Consider the following 24,485-nt stretch of genomic DNA (forward strand, 5'->3'; position numbering starts at 1 on the left):
AATTACGCAACAAAGCCTTTTCGCACCGCTCACAGGAGCGTCAAAAACGTTACCTGAGATGCTTCCGGTATTCCTAGCTGGCGGGGTGTTATCACCTCCACCTTCCCCACCGCCACATGCGCTTAAGATAAGCGACGTAACAATAAGACCTAATGTTGATTTCAGCGTATTTTTAGTGAACATAGTATTCTGGCAGAGTATATTTTGCCGCGATTATATTATCGTCTAAAATTTTCTCAACATGACATAATAACTACTTGTAAAGTACAATTTAGCTAAATCAAAAGGTGAAAGGTTTGTTTTTTATCACTCTAGAAACACACCCTATGCCTTTAGCCAGTCATTAAGAAGGAATGAACTAAAATAACATGCAAAAAAAACAAATAAATATTATGATCTAATTCTTATTTTTATCCATTAACCGAATTTTATTGATAATTTATGTATTTGAAAATAAATAGCCATTTAAGTCGCCGCACCCTTTCCTTTGGCCTTTTGATGGTTTTTTTGATCGTTTCAACAGCTATATCACTAAGCTACAACCATTCAAATACTGATAAAAAACAGGCATCTAAAATAGCCAAGCCCAAAAACATTCATATTCCAACTACAGCTCCGACATCTGAAATGGTTTCAGGGGTTGTGAAATACTCTTTTGTCAGTTCCATACTATCCTCTGGTTTGACGAACAATGAATTAAAATCACTATTGAGTCTATTAGGTGATAATTTTGACATTATTAAATCAGTTAACAACGGTGATAAGTTTTCAATAAAAACCCAACATGATGGTACAAACACAGAATATGTCAGTGCTTTTTACTATTTAGGCAGTGATATAGAATTTTTTGCTATGAGAGGGGCGGATGATAATATCTATAACGAAAATGGATATAAAATAAATAATGATTATGTATTCCCTCTTTCTCAGCATTATCGAGTAAGTTCATCATTCGATTTAAACAGGAAACACCCTATAACGAATCGAATTGCACCTCATTTTGGAACGGATTACGCGACACCTATTGGCACAGAGATTCATTCGTTGTCCGACGGTGTCGTTTTGAAGTCTCGATATAACCGTTTCGCAGGTAACTACCTAACCATAAAACACACTGATGGCAACTATGCGCGCTACCTTCATCTTTCAGAAAGACATGTCTTAGTTGGGGAATACATCACTAAAGGTCAGATAATCGGTCTTACTGGTAATTCAGGCCGAACAACTGGACCTCACTTGCATTTAGAGTTGTCGGTTGCTGGAGTACCGGTTAACTTCGAACAATATATCAACGCAGACAAAAGCTACAACGACCAATTTATATACATTGCTCAAGCTGAACGTAAGCAGCTAATAAAAAGCCTAGCTCAATCGGTACAATCAAACCAACCTCCAACATAGAGTTCCCTAGTAATATTCGATTTACTTTTGAGGCAAACCAAGCAAATACTCGCATTATTTGTGTCCAAATAGGCGACTCAAATAACGCGTTCTCTCACTAACTCATTTCAAGTTGCTAGCAGTTGAATCAAAGGCTTAGCCGCATAAGTACCGCGTTCTAAATTGTAACTTAATAGTCAATTTCAATTGAACTCCCAAGAATCTTTGCGCAAATGTCTTTTTCTGTAGTTCTTCTAGGCGATATAGCGCTTTACACGCCCTAGCGAACCCTTACAATGTGCAGCAAATATATTTATCAAGGTTTATCTCTATGTCTATTCAATGGTTTCCGGGTCACATGCATAAAGCCCGCAAAGAAATCGAAGAAGTTATCCCACAGGTTGATGTGATCATCGAAGTACTGGACGCTCGTATCCCGTTCAGTAGTGAAAACCCAATGATCTCTTCACTGCGCGGCGATAAGCCTTGTGTAAAAGTGTTGAACAAGCGCGACCTTGCCGATCCAGAGCTTACTGAGCGTTGGATTGAGCACTTCGAAAAAGAGCAAGGCGTTAAAGCGATTGCGATTACCACCAGCGCTAAAGAAGAAGTTAACCACGTTATGGAGCTAGTACGTAAATTAGCACCGCATCGTGAACAAATGGGTAAGAACATTCGAACGATGATTATGGGTATCCCTAACGTGGGTAAATCAACCATCATCAACTGCTTGGCCGGACGTACGATTGCGGTAACGGGTAACCAACCGGCAGTAACTCGTCGCCAACAACGTATCAATCTGCAAAACGGCGTGATCCTTTCAGATACTCCTGGGATCCTTTGGCCTAAAGTAGAGAATCCACACAGTGGTTTCCGCCTAGCCGCTACTGGCGCGGTGAAAGATACGGCAATGGAATACGACGAAGTAGCATTCTACACAGTCGAGTACTTGGCTAAGCAGTACCCTCACCTGTTGAAAGAGCGCTACCAAATTGAAGAGCTGCCTGAGTCTGACATCGAATTGATGGAAGCAATTGGCCGTAAGCGCGGTGCACTTCGTGCAGGCGGTCATATAGACATCCACAAATGTTCTGAAATCCTTCTTCATGAGCTTCGCAACGGTACTTTAGGTAAAGTAACGCTAGAGCTACCAGAGATGATTACTAAAGAGTTAGTCGAAGTTGAAGAAGCGGCGGCACTGAAAGCTGAACAGCAGATTAAGAAGAAAGAAGAGCGTCGCAAGCGTTACTTGAAAAACAAACGCTAACGTCTTTAAACGAACGTTATTTTCACGCTCTAGCCACGAAAAGTTAGAGCGTGAGCATAAAAAAGCCCTACAGTTGATGTTAGAACTAACATATTGTCACATAAATAAAAACTTCCATTTACAAGTACCAAACTCGTAGACATACTTGCACAAAATTAATGCGACACAGTAGCGATTTACCTCCAATGCGTTCATACCCCGGATTTCAAAACCAACGATTTAAGACTTATTTCGACAATGAAATCTATCTACCGTACGTAAAATTCATTTATGTACCTATCACCATTTTCTTTACTTTCATTATCTCCGATTACATCAATTTCGGTACACAATGCATTTTCCCTGTAGTTTTAAGAACGGTACTTTTCGTCATCATGATGTTCGTTGCAGCTTACTGTATCAAACATAAACCGAGCCACTTACAACAGCTCGAAGCTTGTCTTCTGATCATCAGCGCCCTATTTCTCGTCTATGTTGGCCGTATCGCCATTGATTTTGGGAACTTGGATTACCAAGGTGGCATCATCCTCGTAATGATCTATGTGGGGACATTTTCTAGAATGTCCGCTCGATACAGTTTAAGCGCACTGACCATTATATTCTTGTGCTATATCGTTGGCTTGGCGCCATCACTTTACGCAGCAGAGCCTAGTCACGAAATAGAAACGATTTCCGTATACGCTTCAGCTTATATTCTTATTGCAGCCTCTTGTTTAAGACGAGATTTCGAAGTGCACAAACGCTTTACTCAATCCGAGCAGCTTCGTAAACAAGCCATTCAGCTACGTAAACAATCTAACCTGTTTGAAGCTCTCTCTTATCAAGATGCACTCACCGGATGTTACAACCGCTTATACCTGCATCAGGTTATCGAACCGAACATTGACCGCCAGCTGTCGATGACCGCAATCATGATCGATGTAGACCACTTTAAATCAATCAATGACACCTTCGGACATCAGACCGGTGATGCGGTCATCAAGGAATTAGCCGAGGCAATCCAAAACGCGTTGCCAGAACACAGCACCTGCTTTAGGTACGGAGGTGAAGAGTTTTTGATTATTATTCAGAACGAAAGTGAAGCTGGCATCAGAGTGCTCGCCGATGATCTACTAGCATGTCCAACTCAGCTTAGGTTTGAGGTGACCGTTTCAATCGGTATCAAGCACGCCACACAAGCATTGGGGTCGGTTGAACAGCTCATTAATGACGCAGACCAAGCTTTATACTCATCGAAGAAGAAAGGCCGAAACTGCGTCTCTTGGTCTGAATAGACCTATTCGGATCTCAAAGCAACAGCATTCAAAGTAACAACAACATAACCAAAAAGCCCTCAAACTGACTCAGTTTGAGGGCTTTCATATCTTTATTTATAAGAAGGTTTATACAAAAATCTTCTTACAAAGGAAACTCGCGACAGTGATACGTTTATGAATACGCAATACTCGCAGTCTTGTGTTCAAGCTCTTGTGGAGAAGCCCAAGAAATCACTTTCTCTTTGACTTGGCTACCACATGGCGCGTTCCAGGTTTGCTCAAGTTCTTCTTTGCCACCAATCGCCTGATAAAAAGCGATGGCTTGGTGGTTCTCGGACATCACCTCTAGGTAGAGCCCCGAATCAGAATAATATTGCTGTAACCATTTAGTGAGTTCAGACAATAGGCGCTTACCTACACCTCGACCTCGATAATTGCTGTCGACATGTAACGCATCAATGAAGGTTCCGCGATCAAAGTTGTGATTTCCGAACGCACAGACAAAACCAACCAGTAAACCACCTTCTTCAAGCAATAAAACATGTTGGTTGAAAGGAGGATTAATCAAACGAGTCTGCCAAATAACAGATCTGTCCTCCAAAACATCATTTTCTAAGTAATCATCAGCAAGAATGCCACGGTAATATAGCTTCCAGCTATCCGCGTGTAATTGGGCAATCCGCTCATAATCTTTATATTCAGCTACCTTAATTTCCATTTATTAGCCCTTAGTACTTCCATTTATGACTTGCTACTACATTTCACACTACCTTTATACAATATTTAAGCAAAACATACTAATACACGTTTACACTTTCAATATTGACTTACACGTGTACGCTGATATTCTAGCGCACAGATGTAAGCCCAATGGAAATTTGCTAATGAATAGTGCTGACAAACCATCAACAAAAAAGCCACCATTAATCTGGCTCAATATTTTTGTTTTTTCTTCTAGTATGCTGCTTGCTGTTGTTGCGGCTCCCGTTTATGGCTACTTTTTTGGCTATGGTATGGAGCACTGGATATGGCTAGCGATCTGTTTTACTTTTTGTAACCTCTCTATCACGACAGGCTATCACCGCTTATGGTCTCATAAAGCGTTTGAAGCGCATTCAAGCCTAAGATTCCTGTTTGCTTTGGGCGGTGCATTTGCCCTCCAGAACAGCGCGCTACACTGGTCTTCTGACCACCGTGTGCACCACAAGCATGTCGACAACAACGACAAAGACCCATACTCAGCCAAACGTGGCTTCTGGTATTCACACATTGGTTGGATGATCCGTAATTACAACACAGCAATGTATACTGATTACGAGAACTGTCGCGACCTGAAGAAAGACAAGATCTTGATGTGGCAGCACAAGCACTACGTTCTGCTAGCGTTGCTCATGAACATTGGTGTTCCTATTGCATTAGGCGTAATTTACGGCGATGTGATTGGTATGTTGTTAATCGTGGGTGCGGTTCGTTTGGTACTTAACCACCACACAACCTTCTTCATTAATTCTCTTGCTCATATCTGGGGTAGCCAACCTTTTACTGACAAAAACACAGCTCGTGATAACGGTGTGTTAGCAGTACTCACTTTTGGCGAAGGCTACCATAACTTCCACCACATCTTTGAGAACGACTACCGTAATGGCATTTACTGGTGGCAATACGATCCAACGAAATGGTTGATTAAGAGTGCTTCATTGATGGGCCTAGCGAGTAAGCTTAAGAAAACGCCTCAAGCGCGCATTGAAAAAGCAGAAGCGACAATGCTACTTAAGCGCACACAGCAAAAAATCATGCACCGTGCCGACAAGCAACAAATCGCAGACAAGCTTCAGCAAGAGTTCGATGCACTCGTGTCAAATATGAACGAATATTACGAAGTTAAAAAGCAACTACTTGAAAGCAAGCGCGAAAACGTTGTGAAAAAATACGAACACTCTGTACTTAAAGTTCGTTACCAACAAATCAAAATGAACTTCGAACAACAGAAGAAAAATTGGGCAATGACAGTGGAACAATATGCTTAAGACAATACCATACGCTTAACACCCAAATAACAAAGCTGCTTGCTTCTTATGCGAAAGCCCTCATATTGCCATGAGGGCTTTTTTAATTCACAGTTCTAATTAAATTTATGAATTTTAAGTCTTTATTCTAATTACAGACACTAGTTCCAAATGTCACACTTCCAATGCAACAAGATGTCACTACAGAACCCTTCCTGTGACAAGTGTCACTTACAGAATGATATCCATCTCATAACATGCGCGTCCCAAAATTCTTTCAGCAATCAGCGGACCCATTTTATGAAAATGTTAAAAACATCTATCGCTTTCGCCATCTCTTCTGCGCTTTTGATTGGTTGCAGCAGCGACACTGATTACATTCAACCTGAAGAAGTAAAGATCGCTACTTATAACTTGTCTTTTGATCGTGCCACCTTCCAAGACCTTGTAACGGAAATGCAGATTGAGCCAAGTGTTCAAGCAACGCTAGTAACCGATTATTTAAACAATACGATTGATGCCGCTGACAAAGAAACAGCTGCTAAAGTTATTCAGATCCGCAACGTAGCAGCCGTGATTCAAAAGAATCGCCCTGATGTGCTTATGATGGCTGAGTTTAACAACGACGGAACAGGTACTGACAAATCAGCGCTCGAAGGCTTCCAGAAAAACTACCTTTCTGTCGCTCAAAGTATTGAAGGTGCAGGTGGCGACGCGAACCTAGAACCAATCTCATATCCGTATTTTGAAAGCTATTCGACCAATACCGGTTTGCTGAACGAATTTGGTTTTGATTTAGACAATGACGGCACTCCTGGGACATTGCCTGGAGATGCTTGGGGTTTCGGTTTCTATCACGGACAATACGCCTTCGCTCTAATGTCTAAATACGAAATCGACACGGCCAACACTCGTACATTCCAAGAGTTCAAATGGAAAGATCTTGAAGGTGCAACCATCCCAACAATCACAGTGTGTGATGATCCTAGTAAGTTCCCTATCGGCATGGACTGTGGCGACGAGTGGTACACAGCTGAAGAGTGGGCAGAAGTTCGTCTATCGTCAAAAAACCACGTTGATGCTCCAATACTTATTCCTACCAAAGATGGAACAGAAACCGTTCACTTGCTGATGTCTCACCCTACTCCTCCTGCTTTTGATGTGGGTAAGAACATTGAGCAGAATGCAGCAGAAGTCGACTTCTGGCACCAATACATCCAAAACAAATCGTTCATCTATGATGATTCTGGAAAAACTGGCGGTTTAGAACAAGGCAAACACTTTGTCATGATGGGTGACCAAAACTTAGATCCGGTTGATGGCGACGGTATTAGTTCTGTGATGCAAGACTTGCACAACGACTCGTTAGTTAACCAAGAAGTCACTAACGGCAGTTTATACCCTACAAGTTATGGTGCTGCTGAACATGCCGTTGATAAATCATCGTTTCACCCCCAGCCAAACCGCATTACTTCTACATTCGGGCTTGCTGTTGATTACGCTCTGCCTTCTTCAACTCTGAACATCGTTGATTCTGGTGTGTATTGGGCTGCTTCGTACGAAGAAGGGCGTAAGCTATTCAATGACTCAAGAATTGGTGACTATGGTAACGGAAAGGATGTCTCTTCAGATCACCGTATGATCTGGGTGAAAGCGGACTTCAGTAACTAACCCATTCAATTGAGATCTAAGAAGCCCTCATATTGCTATGAGGGCTTTTTTATGAGCGAAACCGATTGTCACTAGCTTTATGTTCTCAAACTCGAATTGTGGATGCTAAGAACCATAGTTATTGGATTCCAGAGCTCTTTCTTCAATCTGAAATATGACTATATTACTGGAACTTATCGAGTTTACAGCTTAGAAATTGAAAATGAGCAAACTGACTATTATTGCAACGATCGTCTCTAAAGAAGACAAAACTGAGCTTGTTAAATCAGAGATGATTAAATTGATCGATAAAACCCGTGTTGAAGACGGCTGTATTAACTACGATCTGCACCAAGATAACAACAACCCTGCTCACTTTGTTTTTCATGAGAATTGGGAGTCGGAAGCTCACTTAGAGAAACACTTAGCGAGCCAACACATCGCTGACTACATGGCTGCGACTGAAGGTTGTATTGAAACCTTTATGCTTAACAAAATGACGCATATTGCTTAGCCAGTCACTCCATCCTGATTCAATAAAAAACCCTGCTCTGATTGCAGTGTTTATTTTTTCTACAAGCTTATATCTGCTCATTCTAATAATGAAAAAACCCGCCAGAGTAGCGGGTATGGTCAATAATCATGACTGTCAACGACAGATAGGTAACAACCATCAATCCAATATTGAGTACCACTTTACAGTGGCACTCTGACATTTCTTTTGCTGATCACTAGCACGGGGGACTAATTAAAAGCACGAGCCAAAATGCCATTCCCTTGATATTGGTAAACACTTGAATTACTACTTACAAAGACCGACTCTCCGGGCTTAAGAGAAACTGACCGTCCTTCTGAAGTGACGGTCGCCTCTCCTTCCACACAGAACAAGATCTCTGCGCTACGTAGATACTGTGACTTGCTCTCATCAGTCGCAGACAAGATATCAAAGCCAAAGTCATCCACTGGAATCGGATAGCTCATTTTGCCCTCTTTCAATACAGGCTTAAGGCGGATATCTTCTGGCTTAATCGGCTCAAAGATTGTGTTGTCGATAAGCTCAGGGACATCGATATATTTGGGAGTGAGACCGGCACGCAACACGTTGTCTGAGTTTGCCATGATCTCTAAACCCGTACCTTGAACATAAGCGTGTGGGGTCTCTGCGAATAGGAACATCGCTTCACCCGGTGCCAGTTCAACCGTGTTAAGCATCAATGGTGCAAACAAACCAATATCACCTGGATAATGCTGTTTGAACTCTTTGCTGTATTGCAGAGCTTCACGCCCCATAACCGTTTTAGCTGGTCGCGCATGCGCCGCATAAAGTTCATTAAGCGCAGACTCTTTACGGTCACTCTCAAGCGACATAATTGCGCTAAAGAAAGACTTCAGAGAATCACTGTCGGCATTGGCTTTAAGTACATTAAGCTCAATCGTTAACGAAGGGATATCCACTTCTTCGAACAAGGCAATAATATCGTCGATTGGACGAAAGCCATTCATCGCTTTGTAGAACGTCAACGCATAAACAAGTTCAGGCTTATGGTTTGGATCTTTGTAATTACGATTAGACGCATTCAAAGGGATACCAAGTGAATTCTCTCGCTCAAAACCTAACTCAGATTTACGCTTATTTGGGTGAACCTGAATCGACAACGGTGTTTCTGCTGCCAACACCTTAAATAAGAAAGGTAGTTCACCGAAACGTGCCGCCGTGTACCCGCCTAAAACATCGGTTTTGTTTTCATCAATCATGTGGGAAAGCGGCTCACCTGTGTCGCCTACTTTTGAGCAACCATTAGGATGAGCACCCATCCAAATTTCTGCTTGAGGTTCTTGGTTCGGGTTCACAATACCGAATAGTTGATTAATGGAGTCTTTGCTGCCCCATGCGTAGTTTTGGATAACGTTGTCGAGTTTAAATAGAGACATAATTACTTCTCATTAAAAATCTGGCCGCCAAGCTTGAGCGTGGCAGCGATATTACGGGCACTGCGAGTCAGATTTTGGCTCGCTTCTGATAAAACTTGGTCTAAGGACTGAGGTGAACGTACGGTTCCAAATAAGCTAGACATTGAGTCATAAAGCTTTTCAACGTCTTTGCCCAAAGAGCCAGCAATACCAATGGTTGGAATGTTCTGCTTAAGAGCTCGCTGTGCGATACCAAAAGGTGTTTTTCCTTGCAGAGTTTGGTTATCCATCTGTCCTTCACCCGTCACGACCAATGAAGCGCCTTCAAGTACCTTATCCGCATCCAACGCATCCAGTACCATCTCGATACCCGCTTTAATTTGGATATTGAATGCCAGGCTTAACCCTAGGGGTGTGCCACCAGCAGCACCAAAACCCTTGCTGTCGCGATGATTAACGCCTGTATGGGTTTGAGCAATATCGGCAAAATGTCCGATAGCAACATCAAGTTGTTGGACTTGAATTTGTGACGCCCCTTTCTGAGGACCAAACACAACACTTGCTCCGCTTTCGCCACACAATGGATTATTCACATCGCAAGCGACCACGAACGTGACTTCTTTGCATCTGGGGTGCAGCCCATCAAGATCGATGCTTGCTAGCTGACTTAATTCGGCGCCGCCACCAGATAACTCGTTGCCTTGCTTGTCTAATAACTTGCCTCCCAACGCTTGTAAAATGCCTGCACCTGCATCGTTAGTTGCGCTACCGCCCAAGCCGATAATGATTTGTTCAACGCCTTGATCTAACGCATCTTTAATCAATAGCCCTGTGCCAAACGAAGATGCGGTTAAAGGTGATCTTTCTTCTACCGTTAATCGGTCTAAGCCCGACGCTTGAGCAAATTCCAACAAGGCAGTTTTCACCTTAGTTCCATCAAAAGTCTGCTCTAACGATGCCCAGTAAGCCGCGCATTCACGTCCGATAGGATCCGTCGTTTGCAAGCTTTGCTTGTTACCATTGAGCGCTTCTAGCAACACATCTACCGTGCCTTCTCCGCCATCGGCGAGTGGCATTTTCACAAACTCTGCATGAGGGAAAACGTCGGCAAACCCACGCTCAATGCAAGACGCAACTTGATGAGCGTCGAGTGATTCTTTAAATGAATCAGGGGCAATTACAATTTTCATTGTCGTTCACCATTCCCGCCCACCAAGGTGAGCGGGTGATTAAAATTAGAATTTGATTTGGAATGTTTTTGCTTGGCAAGATGCCAATTCACCAAAAGATAAGTCGCCAAAAGACAAGTCACCGAAAGTTTCAGTTGCCATATCACCTTCACGAACGCGCTCGTCCATGCTTGTCTCTTTCCAGCTTGAAACCGCTTGAGTGAAAGAGATTGAATCCGATACTGAACCCGTTTCTGCTGGGTTGTAGACACGCATGATCAACGCATCTTCGTCTTCAGCTTTCTTCAGTACGCTTAGTACCGCACCTGCTTGTTGCTTCGATAGCAAACTGAAGCTCATTGGTAGGTTTTGCTCGCCTACGTTTAGCTTCATCGCGTTGTAAGGGATCTTGTTGTAGCATTCGATTTGAGTGACATTGTCACGTGCTTGCGCCATGATATTCGCGTCAATGTGGTTACCAGAGAAACCACACAGTGTGAATTCACATACCAACTTGCCGCGCACTTGTGAGTCTGGTGTCGGGATCTTAATACCTGAAGGACGACCCGGACGAAGCAATAGCTCTTCTTTACCCAACACGCCGATACCACGGAATAATGTCAGTGCGAAGGTATCTCTATTCTCATCGCCTTGAGATGCAATCACTTCAAATTCACGCAGACCATTCGACATAATAGCCATGCCCGCGTTGCCGTTTTCTAGCGCTGCAAAGTTCATTAACTGATACACAGGAACTGGTGCTTCTTTCCACTTCTCTTCTTCCCAAACCGCCATTGCAGGATCGTTAGTTGGTCGAGTAATACAACCGAATTGGTTATCAGCAACGACAGTTTCAGAAACAAATGGCGTTGGTACCAACACACGTACACGGTGGTCGTCGGCTTGGTTGTCTAGTTCCATGCGGACTTCGATGCGGCGAGAGCCTTGTTTCAATACCACTTGGCATTGCGCTTCAACAAAACCATTTTGACCCGTGCGCTCTTCACGCTCTGCAAGGTTTGCAGGCACGTTCATGCGGAAAGCGATGTTCGCTACTGATTGGAAGCCTTGGTGGTCAATCGATGTTTCTACCGGGAATTCGTCTGAATACAGTAACCACTCTTGACGAGATGGAGAGTAATCGTACTCATCACCGTCATCAGAACCGTCTTCTAAACGAAGTACTTGGTCGAATACTTGCTCTGTCTCTTTATCGAAAATAGTCAGAGTACCGTTGTCATTTACATTGATTCGGTAGTACTCGTTCTCTAGCAAGTATTCTTTTTGCTCAGCAACTTTTACTGCGCCCTTCTCGTTAGCTTGAATGTGTAACGTGGTGAAGCCCATCGCTGGCACAGTGCGTTTGATTTGAATATCAAACTCCATGAATGGGTCGTAGTTACCATAGTGAACGATTTGACGGTCTACTTTACCTGGGTCAATTTGGCGCTTGTCTTGAATGAAGTACTCAACTGGGGTTTCGTTTTCATCAAAGATTGAGAATTCTTGAGCACGGATAGTAATGGTTGTGTTCACCACTTCTTCACGCTCGTACGGAGAAAGGTTAAACATCGCCAATTTGTCGCAACCTTCGCGATCCGGCATATGGTCAACGATTTTACGTTTGTAGAAGTGGATTAGGTTTGTCGCCATGTCGTCCGCAAGGATGTAACGGTTTAGGATTTCAGCGTGAACTTTGTCTGAACAACAGCAACCAATCGAGTCATGAGCGTGGTTCTTCATGCTCTCTTTCCACATTTTCTCAATCAAACCGTGGTGGTATTCGAAACCTAATGTCCAAGCGATAGACGCTAGAGGTTCTAAGATGTTTACAATCTTGTTTTCGATTTCCGCGTGGATCAGTTTGATGTCCATACGAGTCGAAGAGATCGTACGGTGAACACGCATGTATTTACCGTCGTTGAATTCGCCTTTGATTGTGTCGAGTTGATCGCGTGCGGCTTCTACTTTTTCGAATACTTCTTCAAAGCGACTCATTGAGAATTCGCGATCTGGGTAGATTTCACGAAGCTTGTCCATCACTTCAAAGATGTCTTTTTGAATCGGCATTTGATCGTGGCCGTTCGGCAATAGGATGTCTTTCGTTACCGATGGTTTTTCTAGCACTGGGAAGTACTTATCTAAACGAGCACGCAGACCTTCTTCATCTTGTGGAAGATACTTACCAATCGCGTAACCCAAAGGAAGCACTTGTGCCGTTACTTCACTGCCGTCGTTAGACTGCCATAAGAATTCTGTTTTGTTGGTGCCATGACGCTCTGAACAACCACGCCAGAACATTGCACGTGTAATGTCAAAACCGTTGTAGATCATCGGCAGTTGAGAACTCATGCTGAATGAATCTGGTAGGTAACCAATCTTCATTGCATCGCCAAATTTCATACAGTCACGAATACCATACATCATGTTACGCACAATCGACTCACCAGAAACTTGCATTGTGTCGGTTTGAGAATACCAAGGGCCAATAATAAGCTTGCCCGCTTCAACCAATGCTTTTACGCGTTCTGTGTTCTCTGGTTTGATCGCAAAGTAGTCTTCTAGAACGGCTGTTTGACCATCTAGAACGTAGTATTTGTATTCTGGATCGTTCTCCAGACGGTTCATGATTTCTTCCATGTTGTTCACAAGAAGAATGCGAGACTCTTCTGTTGTGAAATACCATTCACGATCCCAGTGCATGTGTGGAGTAATATGTACGCGTGATGTAGTCATAATCATTTACCTAAATGTGTCGCTTCGAGTAAATCTAAAATTCGAACTCAAATACGACTAAATTAAAGTTTTTCAAGGGGTTAAAATTGGCTGCCACTAAATTTAGGGTGCAGAAAACCACGCCCAGAATCTGTGTGAATAAAACCGTTAAGAACACAGGTATTTAGGACAGCCAAGTTGTTCGTTATTTTTTATATGGTGTTTTTAATTACGAGCTAGAAGTGAGCTCAAAATTCAGTTAGTTCTGTGTTGCAGTACTTGCTTCAAACTTACCCTTTTTTACAGCGTGACCACGCCACATCAGAAGAGTAACCGTTGAAATCACTGTGCCGACAATCGCAGCACCGAACCAGATTGCAGCAGCAGAGAATGCGCCTAGACCTGAGTCGTGTAACAAGAAGATAGAGAAGATACCCGCGCCTGGAGTCGATAAACCAATACCTGCCGCACCAACCATTGCACCTGTAACAACAGAGCCTAATAAGAATGAGCCGATTACACGGATTGGATCTTCAATCGCCATTGGGATTGCACCTTCGGTAATACCCGCAAGGCCAAGTAGCCATGTCGATTTACCGGTTTCAATCTCAAAGTCTTTGAATAGGCGTGGAGCAATCATGGTTGAAGCCGTTACAGTGAACGCCGATACCATTTTTACTGAGCCAAAAATTGCGTAAGGACCATAAACACCGTTCGCCATTGCACCTAAACAGAATGCGTAAGCAGCTTTGTTTACCGGACCACCTAAGTCGAATGATACAAACAGACCTAGAATCGCACCCAGTAACAATGCATTAGTGCCTGACATACCGTTCAACCAGTCCGTTAGACCTTGGTTTAGGAACGCTACAGGTTTACCGATAACAAACAGCATCAAGCTACCTGCCACCAAAGTACCGATCACAGGGTAAAGGTAAAAAGTTAGGAAGCCGTTAAACGCAGGGCCTAAGCGAACATGCTCTTTTACCCAACGCATCACGTAACCAGCAATCAAACCACCAACAACACCGCCTAGGAAACCAGAGCCAATGATGTTTGCTGCAATACCTGCGGCAAAACCAGGACCCAGTGCGGGTTTGTCTGCCAATGAGTACGCTGTGTAAGCCGCCAGTACTGGCACCATTAATGTACCCAGTAGGCCGCCACCTAGTTTGCGATACATCCATAGCCAAGAATCTTTTGTTGCGTAGAGCTCTTGCAGGTCAAAAATTTGCGCGATAAGAACAGCAACCGCAAGAACAGTACCACCAGCAACGATAAGAGGAACTGCGTAAGAAATACCAGAAAGCAATGCTTGTTTAAGCTCAGTTTTCAACGGCAGTTTCTTCGGTTTGTCATCGGTAGCCACTTTACGTTCTGCACCGTTACCTTTTTTCGACTCTTCAATCGCTTCATTAAGAATGCGTTCACCGTGCTTAATCGGTTCTGCAACTGGGGTTTCAACACGAGGAATGCCATTAAAGCGCTCAGATTCTTTAATCGCAACTTCAGCAGCAAACACACACGCTACAGCATTATTAAGTTGTTCCGCAGTTAAGCGATCTTCAATACCGTTTGCGCCCTGCTTTTCAACATGAACCTTGTAGCCAAGCTTTTTGCCTGCTTTTTCTAGGTATTCTGCCGCCATATAAGTATGAGCAATACCTGCAGGGCAAGCAGTAACACATACAATTGTCGGCGCATTTGTATCTAAGTTGTCTTGTTTTTCTTCTTGTTGGTTGTCGCCATCAAGAAGCGCAAAGATTTCTTCAGCCGTTGTCGCTTTTAATACTGCTTCGCGAACATCGTCGTCAACCAATGTCGTTGTCAGTGCAGTGAGCAGATGCATGTGGGTAGAACCCGCTTCTGCATTTGGAATCGCAATTAGGAAGATAAGATTGACATCTTCGTCTTCATCCAAGCCTTTCCATTTCATGTCTTCTTTAAGCGTTGCTACAGCGAAGCCAGCTTCTTTAACCGCGTCTGTCTTGCCGTGCGGTACAGCTAGGCCTTCACCAAGCGCTGTCGGGCCTTGCTCTTCACGAGCAAATACTGCATCAAGATACTCTTGCTTGTTATGCAGCTTGCCTTGCTGATCCAGTTGGTCAGCAAGTGCGTAAATCGCTTCTTCTCGACTGCTAAACGTAGTTTGCAGATTTACGAGCGACTTATTCGTTAGAGTAGTAAGTTTCATAACCTTTGTCCCATAGTCACGGATTAGTACGACAGTCGTCCCTGTCGACGAGAAGAATAATACAACTTCAAGACATTTAATCCGTGATCACGATCTCATCAATACATATTTGTATTTAATTTGTATTTAAATAGTATTGGTAAATCCTTTAAGAAAGCTTGTTATGTATCGTTTAATTTGTATTATATGTACTACAAAATACCGATACGTTGCTCACACTAACCTTTAAAGCAAGGCTTATATAGAGCAAATTTACGTATTTAAGGTACAGGTTGTTAATCAAAGTCTAGTTGTCCTAGCGCACAAATGAGGCAAAAATGGCAAGACTCCCGATGTATCGCCAAATCGCCGATGCAATAAGAGAAAAGATCAGTTCTGGTGAATATAAAGTTGGAGAAGCACTTCCAACAGAAGCACAGCTACGTGAAGTCTTTTCTGTCAGCCGTGTCACCGTAAGACAAGCACTCAAGCTACTGATCGAAAACGATGAGCTTGAAAGTGTTCAAGGCAGCGGCACTTATGTGAAAGAGAACAAGATCAATTACGACATCTACAAACAGTCGAGCTTTCAAGAAAAGTGGGCGCATTTAGATGTGGTTACACACAGTGAGGTTTTGGCCTTTGAAATGAAACCCTGCTCTTTGGCGATGTCTGAACATCTAGATATCAAAGAAGGCGAATTGGTTTTCTACGTAAAGCGTGTTCGTTTCATAGACAACAACCCAATCACGGTTGAAGAAACCTGGTTGCCCGTTGCCCTATTCCCGGATCTTACCTATCAAGTGATGCAAACATCAAAATACGACTTTATTGAAAACACCAAAGGCATGGTGATTGATAGAAGTGAGCAAGAACTGGTTCCGATTCTTCCACCTGAAGACGTGGCTAAACAGTTGGATATCGACCCTGCTCAACCGATTATTGAAAAGCGCACTCGTGGTTATCTTGCCAATAATACGGTATTTGAATACAGCCGAAACTACTTCACATCTAACGATTACCGATTCACTTTGGTCGCAAGACGCCAAAGATAAAGCTCAATCAAGTATTGCTATGACTAACACAGAGGACGCCCGTCCTCTGTGAAAGCCCTCATTCCCTAAACAACAAACCTCAGTTCTACCACTCCAAATATTCCTAAACCAATATCAAACAACCTCACGAAAGATCATTCACATTCATTGAAATATTCCGAGCGTCATTTGGCCATAAAATGAACGCCAAATTACAAGAACAACAGTCGACAGGAATGTAGATGAATACCAAACAACTTGAGGACGCGGTAAGTGAAGTGACCTTGTTCAACCAGCACCTACACTTAATCCAATCCGTCCATACCATTCCGACACCAAAAGTAAATTGGGAGTCGATTGCCATGGAACCTGCGCCTGCAATGCCAACGGTTCGCTTCGATCATAAAGTCAAAGCCATGGAAGCGCTTGATGAATACAAGCCATACTGGCTCGATATACTGTTGGGTAACAAATCTAAGTTTCACACCCTCACAAACAATGTCGAGCGAGCAGCAGAGAAAGACATCGAACAATATAAAACGGAATTTGTACATTGGGTTCAGAACTGCAGCTATTGGGCAAAAGGCAATCAATTGTCGAAAGGCGTTTTGAATAACGATAGCGAATCAAAGTTGTCTGCTCTTTCTGAAGCTCAGCAGAACCCAATGAACGCGGCAGTGGTCGACACCAAACTGATAAACCACAACTTTAATACCTACAAGAATGGTCACCTGTTAGAAATCAACATTCAGGTTAATAAGCGCAGCGTCATTCCTAAAGAGAAAAAGGTATTGTGCCAAGGCGAAGTAAAGTTAGAAACCTTATCCCTTTCAGAAAGCAATACCTTATATCGTGAGTACGTGTGCAGTTGTATTCTTAAATGTGCGCAGGACTCTTTCAATGTCTTACCCGAGACAAGCGTCGTGATCAATGTTGAACAGGTTTCAGCAGACCATTCCAACGAAACCATTCTTTCGTGTCATATCGAAAAAGGGTTGCTGGAATTCTTATTGATTGAAGATGACAAACCCTCTGAGATCCTTGAATTCTTTGTGCATATTGAAGATTTCAACCCTCATAGAGGCAACGGGTTTTCCGCGATCAAAACCATCTTCTCGCCTTTGCCTATCGCGTCGTAACGCACTCGACCCTACGGTTCAATCATTGACTACTCATCACGACTAACCCTTGGTTGGTCGTGTTCAATCACTTATATACCTAACCATTATGTCGATAACCGCTATTTCAAAATCAACACACCAAGTAAGAGACACAGATTTATCCAAACGCAATTTCAACCCGTTGCCTCTAGTTGCGATGGTTCTGTCTGTGCAGGTATTCGCTGAAGAAACGGTACTGAAAGAAGAAACAACTCCAATTGAAGAACCTACGCTTACAGAACAGCACGAGCTTACAGAAGAGCAAACCTTCCAAGACGAAGCGATACTGGCAGAAAAGTCAGAATCGGAACAAGAAGATGAGTCGCCCTTCACTACGTTAACCAAACTGGGTTTTATCTACTCTCAAAACACCAGTTCATCGTTATCTATCAACTCTGGAATATCCGTTGGCTACAAGAAAGAAAACTGGGGGCAGCGCGTTCAGTTCGACACCTACTATACCGATGCTGAAAATGATGAAGATGGTACTAATCGCTATACCACCAACTATGGCATCAGTTATGACTTGAACGAAGTCACCTATTTGGTTGCAACAACACGTTTTGAACACGACCACTTTGGCACCTATCGTAAGCAGTTCATTGCTGCTACCGGACTAGGTCGTCACTTTTACGATACCGAAAGAATTAAGCTTCAAGGATCGGCGGGCCCGGGTTATCGAATCAGTAAACGACAATCCTCCGATGAAGAGTTCCCCAATAAAGAGAACTATGAACTGATCGTTAATGCTAGTGTTGATGGCTCGCTAACGCTCACAGAAACGTTCTCTATGGGTGCAACTGCAAACATGGCTTACGGTGAAGAGAACACCAACTACAACCTTAAGGGCTACCTAAAGAACATTCTGATGGGCAATTTGGCGCTAACCTTTGATACCGAGTACATTTACAACACGACAGTTGCATCAGACCAAAGCAACGCCGAAATCTACAGCTCAATGAACCTCAACTACGACTTTTAAGAAAGTTTCCCCCATCGAACATGCAAAAGGATTTGCATGATCGTCCAGGCTCCCATCACTCCGTAATTTGTTCATCAACCTATATTCCTGCCGCCTATTTACTTAAGCACAACCGCTAAGCCGTTATTTGATTATATAGAAAACGTTAATTCTGTTTTGCGTAACGCCCTGTTTATCTACAAACCTTGGTGTAATAGATTGGGCTCAAGCAAACAAAAGGAGCGAATACATTATGTTATCTAATCAACTAGAGCGTGCACGCGCCATCGATTTACCGACACGCGAAGCGATGCTTCAACGAGCTCCTTCTGTGCAACAATTTTGGGACAACAATAAAAGTTTGTTCAGTGAAGCTTGGAAAGAGTGGGAAGTGAGTGCCGAAGGCAACCAACTGAATTTCGATGATTCAATATTAGACGCTCGTCTGCGTAAGGCTGTTAAACAAGCGTGGCAAGACCCAACAAAAGAAATCGCAGTACAAGACTTGCTCGAAGAAGTCTCACCTGGTGTGTTTAAATTCCAGTTTTTTGACCCGGAGCGTTTGGCCGGACTGCGCGATTACTTAGAACAAGTATCTAAGGCTCAAATCCCGTTACGCCCGCCTTATGGCATAGTGCTCAACCGAGGTGGTGCAATGCTGGACAGCCGATCTGAAGGCTACTTAGCAGCGCCGAGTTTTCAAACGTTTTATCGTGATTTGCTCGACAGTTACATGCGTCCAATTGCTCGCTTGTTGTTCCCAGAAATTATGGGCTATGATACGCAAACTTTTGGATTCTCAATTCAGTATCAAGCGAACAAAGACACCTCTTTGCGCCTTCATACTGATGCGTCTTCTGTCACGCTCAATATCAATCTGAATTTACCCGATGAAGCGTTTTCAGGCTCTGCACTCAACTTTTATGACCCTATAACGGGCAAAATGAATGAGGCGACGTTTACCCCCGGAATGGCAATGATCCACCGAGGAAACGTAGCACACGCGGCATTGCCAATTACCAGTGGTGAGCGTTCTAACTTCGTGTTGTGGCTTTATGGTGATCGAGGTCAGATCCCACGGCACAACTCGGCATTGGAGCCGATAGACGCTCATCAGCGTTGGGCGGTACCAACGGTTATGACAGATAACTTTGCTCCGTTCTAAATAATTTCGCTCCGTTTTAATCGGTTCGATTCAGATTAGCTTGTTCAGACGGCTAATACAGTAAATAACAAAGCGCCCACCATGAATAATGGTAGGCGCTTTTTCGTTTCTTCAATTACGTGAACTGTAAACCGATTAGATAGACTATGCTGGTTTGGTTCTCAATCGAGTCAGCACATCCATTTGCTTTAGGTTCGCCATACCGACATACGCGACAGGCACTAAAAACAACGAGAAGAAAGTTCCGACAGACAAGCCACCGACCAGTACTAATCCAATATTGATGCGACCTAATGAACCCGGACCATCAGCCAGAGCTAAAGGCAGTGAACCTAGGATCATCGTTAATGACGTCATCAAGATAGGACGCAATCTCGAACGTGCACTGCTGATCGCCGCTTCCTGCGCGCTGGCGCCAGATTTACGTTTCTCGTTCGCGAACTCCACCAGCAAAATACCGTGTTTAGTCACTAAGCCAACCAAAGTCAGCAAGCCAATTTTTGAGTAGATATTAAGGCTTTGTCCAAATATCGATAACGTCAGAATCGCGCCCACGATACACAGTGGAACCGTTAGCAAGATGATCATTGGATCGACAAAGCTTTCAAATTGCGCCGCTAGAATCAGGAAGATGAAAATCAACGCCAATACAAACAACACCTGTGCACCGGCTGTTGAATCAACGAGGTCTTTTACACTTCCATTGAATTCGTAGCTCTGCGCTGGTTTCAATAGACTTGGAACGGTGTCATCAATATAAGCTTTCACATCACTAGCCGTATATCCAGGCATTAAATCTGCGGTAATCTCAGCGCTGTCTTTACCCATGAATGTCTTGAAGTTCGATTCTGATGTCACTTGTTTAATCGATACAAACTGAGATAAAGGAAGCCTTTGACCCGACTGTGAATCCACATACAGCTTATCAAGCACCTTGAAATCACCAAGATCACTCAGATTTACTTGCACTTGAATTGGGTACGTATAGCCGTCATCCGCTTGTAAATCTGCCGCTTTCACTGAACCTAAGAAAGTAGATAGCGCATTGGTGACATTACTGTAATCTACACCAGACAACACAATCGCATTGCGGTCAATCGACAAGTCATAACGCAATTGGTCACGCAACATTGAGTTTTTAATGTTGGTCACGCCTTCGTATTTCTCTAGAGCTTCTACTACTTCGTTCGCCGTTTCCGACAATACCGTGGTATCACGGTTAACCGTCGTTAACTCAAGGATCATATTAGTTGCAATGTTCAAGTTATCAGCAGAGCGAACCTTGAAAGACATGCCGTAGGCAGAGACTGAACTTTGCGCTTTAGCAATAAATTCATTCACCAACTCATCGGCAGATTGGTCGCGCTCTCCCCAGGGTTTTAATAGAACGTGGTTGGTCGGAGTGCCTTCAATGTAAGACAGGTTAGCTTCCACCGAGTCATCACCTTTGAACACGCTGTTGAGTTGTTCATTGTTGTCGAGATGATACTGACGTCCGACACCTGTAGGAGGCGTTGAAGTGACCTCAACAAAGCCAGTATCTTCCGTTGGTAGCAGCACTTGAGGCATCTTCCAAACCGCCAAAGCAGACAGTGCAATCAGCATCAAAGCGATACCACTCATCAGAGCTTTACGCTCAAACCATTTGCCTAGCTCATTGGTGTACACATCAGAGAGAATATTGAGTTTCGCATCGACCTTTTGGTACCACTTTGCGGGTGTTGAAACCGGCTTCATCAAATAGGCGCTCATCATTGGCGATAGCGTCAATGCCACAAAACCAGAGATGATCACCGCTGCCGCAAGCGTGAAAGCAAATTGTCTAAATAGGTCGGCGGTTAAGCCTGCCATTAGTCCAATTGGCAAATACACAACAGCTAAGGTAAGCGTCATTGCAATCACAGGGAATACGATCTCTCGACACCCTTTGATTGCTGCATTAAATGGGGTTTCACCCTCTTCAATATGTCGGTAGCAGTTTTCAGCGACAACAATCGCATCATCGACTACCAAACCAATCGCAAGGATGATCGCCAAAATCGTCAGTACATTGATACTAAAACCAAGTACATGCATCACTGCAAATACCCCAATCACACACACGGGAATGGTGATGATCGGAATCGAAGCCACACGAACAGAGCCTAAGAACAGAACCACGACAGCAGAAACGAGAACAATCGCTTCGACCAAAGTCATGAAGCCTTCATCAATCGCCGTTTTAATAAAGTCAGCTTGGTTGTAGACCATTTTCATTTCAATGCCTTCTGGCAACTGAGGTTGAATCAAGTCGATTTGCTTCTTTACTTTATTGGCGACGGTGACTGGGTTTTCACTTTTCAGTGGCAGTACCTGAATCGACATCGCAAGGTTGTCATCTACACGAAGAATACTCGGTGTTAGGCTTTCTTCCCCCATTTTGACTTCGGCAATATCACCGATACGAATGATCTTGCCGTTATCGACACGAACCACCAAGTCTCGAACATCATCAACGCTGGTCACTTGGTTGACTGGGTTAATTGAGAAATCTCGTACCTGACCTTTGATGGTGCCCGCGGTAAACGTCGCGTTGTATGAGCTTAATGTGCCCACAACGTCTGACGCGCTCATGTTAAGTGCCATCATGCGATCGGGTTGTAGCCAAACACGCACCGCCTTTTCACTGCCGCCGTACGGGCCCCAAATACCACCGACACCTTGAATATGCTTAAACTGCGGCACGACTTGTTGGCTAATGTAATCGTACATGTCTTGCTTAGACATCTTGCCAGTGTTCACAAAAGTAATGATATTACTCGGCATACTGGTGTCAGAAGAGTCGTCTGTGACCGTTGGCTTATCGGTCATACTTGGCGGGAAATCACCAATCGCTTCGACACTGCTGCGCAAGTTGTTCATCAGGCTTGTGTATTCAACTTCATCAATGTCGTCTTCAAAGATGATTTTAAGATTACACGTTCCTTCCTGACAGTCGGTGGTCATCGTTTTCACGCTATCAAGACCCGTTGCCGCAGTGATCAGTTTGTCTGCCACGTTACGTGACATAAACTCAGCACTCGCCCCATTAATCGCAGCCGTTACCGTTGCAGAAGGTGTTTTGTGATCAGGGAAATACTGAATCGATAATTTCTGAAATGACAACAGCCCAAGTAACACAATAGCGATACTCAGGACGGATGCAAAAACAGGATGCTTAATACAAATCTCAGGAAGCTTCATTCTCGTTCTCCTCGGTGGTCGCTTCCTTGCCTGAATTTACGGTATTTTTTGACTCATTAGTGGGTGCGCTTTCGACTTGCTCTTGCTTCACGTCGTTCGTTTTTGGAAGTTCTGTACTCGCTTCTTCGAGCAGTTCAGCTTTCACTTTTGGTGATTGCTTTGTCCAATCGACAGAAGGCTCGATTGGATGCTGTTCTTGGACTGACTTAATGGCTTTCACCTCAGCGTTTGGATTCATCACCTTAACCAGAGATTCAGCTTTGAGGTTCTGCTGTCCTGTTGCGACAACGCTTTCTCCTAGCTCAAGTCCCTTCTCGACCACCACATACCCATCATTAGTATTTACACCTAGCTCAACAATTCGTTGTTCGATGTTGTTACCGTTTACCACCCATACAAAGCGCTTAGTGTCCTTTGCTTGCACCGAGTTTTGAGACACGACCATTTGCATTGAATCTTCGCTGGTCATTTGACTCAACTTGGCAAACATACCCGGAACTAAACGATGTTTAGGGTTAGTGACATGCGCATGAACCTCAACACGACCGGAGCTTTCGTCAACGGCTGGCGCGATATAATCAACCACACCTTCGAACGATTCCTCGGGAAATGCGTCCACTTGAATCAAGACACTCTGACCGAGCTTTGCATTACCCAAGTCAGACTGGCCAATCGCGTATTGCACTTCAACAGGATCAAGTTTGATCAAGCTAACCAATGCCGTCGAACTGTCGATTTTACTTCCAACCGAATGGCTGAAGTTAGTTAGCTGCCCGTCAAATGGGGCAACCAACAGGTAATCGTTCATCAGTGCTTCTTTCTGACGGAAATCGGCCGCCGCTAGATTGGCTTGCTCTTTTAGCTCTTCTACGTCTTGTTGAGACATGGAATCAGGTTGCTTCTTTAGTAACTCACGCACTCGTTTTAACTTCGATTTCGCTAGCGCGAGTGAGCTTCTTGCTTTATCAAGATCGGCTTTAGCTTTGGTGTTATCGAGCTGAGCGATCAGTTCGCCTTTTTTAACAGAATCACCATCTTTGAAATGAATCGTAAGTATTTTGTCGGAAGCACTGAAAGTAAGCGCTGCAGAGTCTGTGGCTCTAATTTTGCCGACTTCTCGAATTGATGAGGTAAAAGCCTGTGTATGCGCTTTTTCGACCGTGACGGGCACCAATGGTGAGTCTTGTGCTAGCGTCGGTGTTGTATTTAAGGCGAATAGAGCCAAAGCAATGGTTTTACTAAGCTTTTTAAATTTCATGTTCAATAACCATAAGTCGCCACAATCATCTGATTTGAAGCGTTTTTCTGTGCAGCCGTTGTTAGCTAAATAAGCATCCAGCTATTTATATCAATGCTAACAACAGCCATAAGTTCGGAATAAGGCTCAATATTGCTAGTGAGCCTTACGATGTTTTT

18 protein-coding genes are annotated in these 24,485 nt (G+C 43.7%); 10 read left to right on the top strand and 8 right to left on the bottom strand.

Annotated elements, in window-relative coordinates; translation table 11 throughout:
* Positions 1–183, bottom strand: a 183-nt coding sequence (locus tag BCT49_RS25970) for a hypothetical protein (protein WP_206747743.1), incomplete at its 3' end; no start/stop codon positions are given.
* 258 nt (positions 184–441) lie between these two features.
* Between BCT49_RS25970 and BCT49_RS01140 the strand changes: the two genes are divergently transcribed.
* The 3 genes from BCT49_RS01140 to BCT49_RS01150 all read left to right on the top strand — a co-directional run bounded on the left by BCT49_RS01140 (position 442) and on the right by BCT49_RS01150 (position 3,921).
* Positions 442–1,401, top strand: coding sequence for a peptidoglycan DD-metalloendopeptidase family protein (locus tag BCT49_RS01140; protein WP_102433824.1), 960 nt, complete (start codon positions 442–444; stop codon positions 1,399–1,401).
* A 310-nt stretch (positions 1,402–1,711) separates the two neighbouring features.
* Positions 1,712–2,647, top strand: coding sequence for a ribosome biogenesis GTPase YlqF (gene ylqF, locus BCT49_RS01145; protein WP_029224358.1), 936 nt, complete (start codon positions 1,712–1,714; stop codon positions 2,645–2,647).
* A gap of 185 nt (positions 2,648–2,832) precedes the next feature.
* The gene (locus tag BCT49_RS01150; RefSeq protein WP_102433825.1) at positions 2,833–3,921 is read left to right on the top strand and encodes a GGDEF domain-containing protein; all 1,089 of its coding nucleotides are present in this window, start codon (positions 2,833–2,835) and stop codon (positions 3,919–3,921) included.
* Between the two features lie 154 nt (positions 3,922–4,075).
* On the opposite strand, the gene BCT49_RS01155 is transcribed toward BCT49_RS01150, so the two are convergent.
* Positions 4,076–4,621, bottom strand: a complete 546-nt coding sequence (locus BCT49_RS01155; protein WP_102433826.1) for a GNAT family N-acetyltransferase — start codon at positions 4,619–4,621, stop codon at positions 4,076–4,078.
* Between the two features lie 166 nt (positions 4,622–4,787).
* Between BCT49_RS01155 and BCT49_RS01160 the strand changes: the two genes are divergently transcribed.
* The 3 genes from BCT49_RS01160 (at position 4,788) to BCT49_RS01170 (ending at position 8,073) form a co-directional block, all read left to right on the top strand.
* Positions 4,788–5,930 (top strand): acyl-CoA desaturase, encoded by a 1,143-nt coding sequence (locus BCT49_RS01160; RefSeq protein ID WP_102433827.1) that lies wholly within the window; start codon positions 4,788–4,790, stop codon positions 5,928–5,930.
* A gap of 279 nt (positions 5,931–6,209) precedes the next feature.
* The gene (locus tag BCT49_RS01165) at positions 6,210–7,580 is read left to right on the top strand and encodes an endonuclease/exonuclease/phosphatase family protein (protein ID WP_102433828.1); all 1,371 of its coding nucleotides are present in this window, start codon (positions 6,210–6,212) and stop codon (positions 7,578–7,580) included.
* A gap of 202 nt (positions 7,581–7,782) precedes the next feature.
* Complete coding sequence (locus tag BCT49_RS01170; protein WP_102433829.1) at positions 7,783–8,073, top strand: putative quinol monooxygenase; 291 nt, start codon at positions 7,783–7,785, stop codon at positions 8,071–8,073.
* Between the two features lie 230 nt (positions 8,074–8,303).
* On the opposite strand, the gene manA is transcribed toward BCT49_RS01170, so the two are convergent.
* The 4 genes from manA to mngA all read right to left on the bottom strand — a co-directional run bounded on the left by manA (position 8,304) and on the right by mngA (position 15,548).
* On the bottom strand, positions 8,304–9,491 hold the full coding sequence (gene manA, locus BCT49_RS01175; RefSeq protein WP_102433830.1) for a mannose-6-phosphate isomerase, class I: 1,188 nt from the start codon (positions 9,489–9,491) through the stop codon (positions 8,304–8,306).
* Between the two features lie 2 nt (positions 9,492–9,493).
* Positions 9,494–10,660, bottom strand: a complete 1,167-nt coding sequence (locus tag BCT49_RS01180; protein ID WP_102433831.1) for a glycerate kinase — start codon at positions 10,658–10,660, stop codon at positions 9,494–9,496.
* 45 nt (positions 10,661–10,705) lie between these two features.
* Positions 10,706–13,375, bottom strand: a complete 2,670-nt coding sequence (mngB, locus tag BCT49_RS01185) for a mannosylglycerate hydrolase (RefSeq protein ID WP_102433832.1) — start codon at positions 13,373–13,375, stop codon at positions 10,706–10,708.
* Between the two features lie 238 nt (positions 13,376–13,613).
* On the bottom strand, positions 13,614–15,548 hold the full coding sequence (gene mngA / locus BCT49_RS01190; protein ID WP_004731291.1) for a PTS 2-O-a-mannosyl-D-glycerate transporter subunit IIABC: 1,935 nt from the start codon (positions 15,546–15,548) through the stop codon (positions 13,614–13,616).
* A gap of 317 nt (positions 15,549–15,865) precedes the next feature.
* Between mngA and BCT49_RS01195 the strand changes: the two genes are divergently transcribed.
* The 4 genes from BCT49_RS01195 (at position 15,866) to BCT49_RS01210 (ending at position 19,847) form a co-directional block, all read left to right on the top strand.
* A complete protein-coding gene (locus tag BCT49_RS01195) occupies positions 15,866–16,582 on the top strand; it encodes a GntR family transcriptional regulator (RefSeq protein ID WP_102433833.1) in 717 nt (238 codons plus the stop codon).
* Positions 16,583–16,803: 221 nt separating this feature from the next.
* A complete protein-coding gene (locus BCT49_RS01200) occupies positions 16,804–17,700 on the top strand; it encodes a hypothetical protein (protein WP_102433834.1) in 897 nt (298 codons plus the stop codon).
* An 88-nt stretch (positions 17,701–17,788) separates the two neighbouring features.
* Entirely contained in the window at positions 17,789–18,703 is a 915-nt protein-coding gene (locus tag BCT49_RS01205; RefSeq protein ID WP_425336954.1) for a DUF481 domain-containing protein, read from the top strand.
* Between the two features lie 232 nt (positions 18,704–18,935).
* Positions 18,936–19,847 (top strand): 2OG-Fe(II) oxygenase, encoded by a 912-nt coding sequence (locus BCT49_RS01210; RefSeq protein ID WP_102433835.1) that lies wholly within the window; start codon positions 18,936–18,938, stop codon positions 19,845–19,847.
* A 144-nt stretch (positions 19,848–19,991) separates the two neighbouring features.
* Here BCT49_RS01210 and BCT49_RS01215 read toward each other — a convergent pair whose 3' ends face one another.
* Both BCT49_RS01215 and BCT49_RS01220 read right to left on the bottom strand, forming a co-directional pair.
* The gene (locus tag BCT49_RS01215) at positions 19,992–23,069 is read right to left on the bottom strand and encodes an efflux RND transporter permease subunit (protein ID WP_102433836.1); all 3,078 of its coding nucleotides are present in this window, start codon (positions 23,067–23,069) and stop codon (positions 19,992–19,994) included.
* Complete coding sequence (locus BCT49_RS01220; RefSeq protein ID WP_102433837.1) at positions 23,056–24,327, bottom strand: efflux RND transporter periplasmic adaptor subunit; 1,272 nt, start codon at positions 24,325–24,327, stop codon at positions 23,056–23,058. The genes BCT49_RS01215 and BCT49_RS01220 overlap by 14 nt, the downstream gene beginning before the upstream one ends.
* Positions 24,328–24,485 lie beyond the last annotated feature (158 nt).

This window comes from Vibrio lentus (genome assembly GCF_002875945.1).
Classification (GTDB): domain Bacteria; phylum Pseudomonadota; class Gammaproteobacteria; order Enterobacterales; family Vibrionaceae; genus Vibrio; species Vibrio apostichopi.

Coding starts and splice junctions, on each gene's coding strand:
- BCT49_RS01140 (WP_102433824.1), top strand. CDS start 442: ATGTATTTGAAAATAAATAGCCATTTAAGTCGCCGCACCCTTTCCTTT.
- ylqF (WP_029224358.1), top strand. CDS start 1,712: ATGTCTATTCAATGGTTTCCGGGTCACATGCATAAAGCCCGCAAAGAA.
- BCT49_RS01150 (WP_102433825.1), top strand. CDS start 2,833: ATGCGTTCATACCCCGGATTTCAAAACCAACGATTTAAGACTTATTTC.
- BCT49_RS01155 (WP_102433826.1), bottom strand. CDS start 4,621: ATGGAAATTAAGGTAGCTGAATATAAAGATTATGAGCGGATTGCCCAA.
- BCT49_RS01160 (WP_102433827.1), top strand. CDS start 4,788: ATGAATAGTGCTGACAAACCATCAACAAAAAAGCCACCATTAATCTGG.
- BCT49_RS01165 (WP_102433828.1), top strand. CDS start 6,210: ATGAAAATGTTAAAAACATCTATCGCTTTCGCCATCTCTTCTGCGCTT.
- BCT49_RS01170 (WP_102433829.1), top strand. CDS start 7,783: ATGAGCAAACTGACTATTATTGCAACGATCGTCTCTAAAGAAGACAAA.
- manA (WP_102433830.1), bottom strand. CDS start 9,491: ATGTCTCTATTTAAACTCGACAACGTTATCCAAAACTACGCATGGGGC.
- BCT49_RS01180 (WP_102433831.1), bottom strand. CDS start 10,660: ATGAAAATTGTAATTGCCCCTGATTCATTTAAAGAATCACTCGACGCT.
- mngB (WP_102433832.1), bottom strand. CDS start 13,375: ATGACTACATCACGCGTACATATTACTCCACACATGCACTGGGATCGT.
- mngA (WP_004731291.1), bottom strand. CDS start 15,548: ATGAAACTTACTACTCTAACGAATAAGTCGCTCGTAAATCTGCAAACT.
- BCT49_RS01195 (WP_102433833.1), top strand. CDS start 15,866: ATGGCAAGACTCCCGATGTATCGCCAAATCGCCGATGCAATAAGAGAA.
- BCT49_RS01200 (WP_102433834.1), top strand. CDS start 16,804: ATGAATACCAAACAACTTGAGGACGCGGTAAGTGAAGTGACCTTGTTC.
- BCT49_RS01205 (WP_425336954.1), top strand. CDS start 17,789: ATGTCGATAACCGCTATTTCAAAATCAACACACCAAGTAAGAGACACA.
- BCT49_RS01210 (WP_102433835.1), top strand. CDS start 18,936: ATGTTATCTAATCAACTAGAGCGTGCACGCGCCATCGATTTACCGACA.
- BCT49_RS01215 (WP_102433836.1), bottom strand. CDS start 23,069: ATGAAGCTTCCTGAGATTTGTATTAAGCATCCTGTTTTTGCATCCGTC.
- BCT49_RS01220 (WP_102433837.1), bottom strand. CDS start 24,327: ATGAAATTTAAAAAGCTTAGTAAAACCATTGCTTTGGCTCTATTCGCC.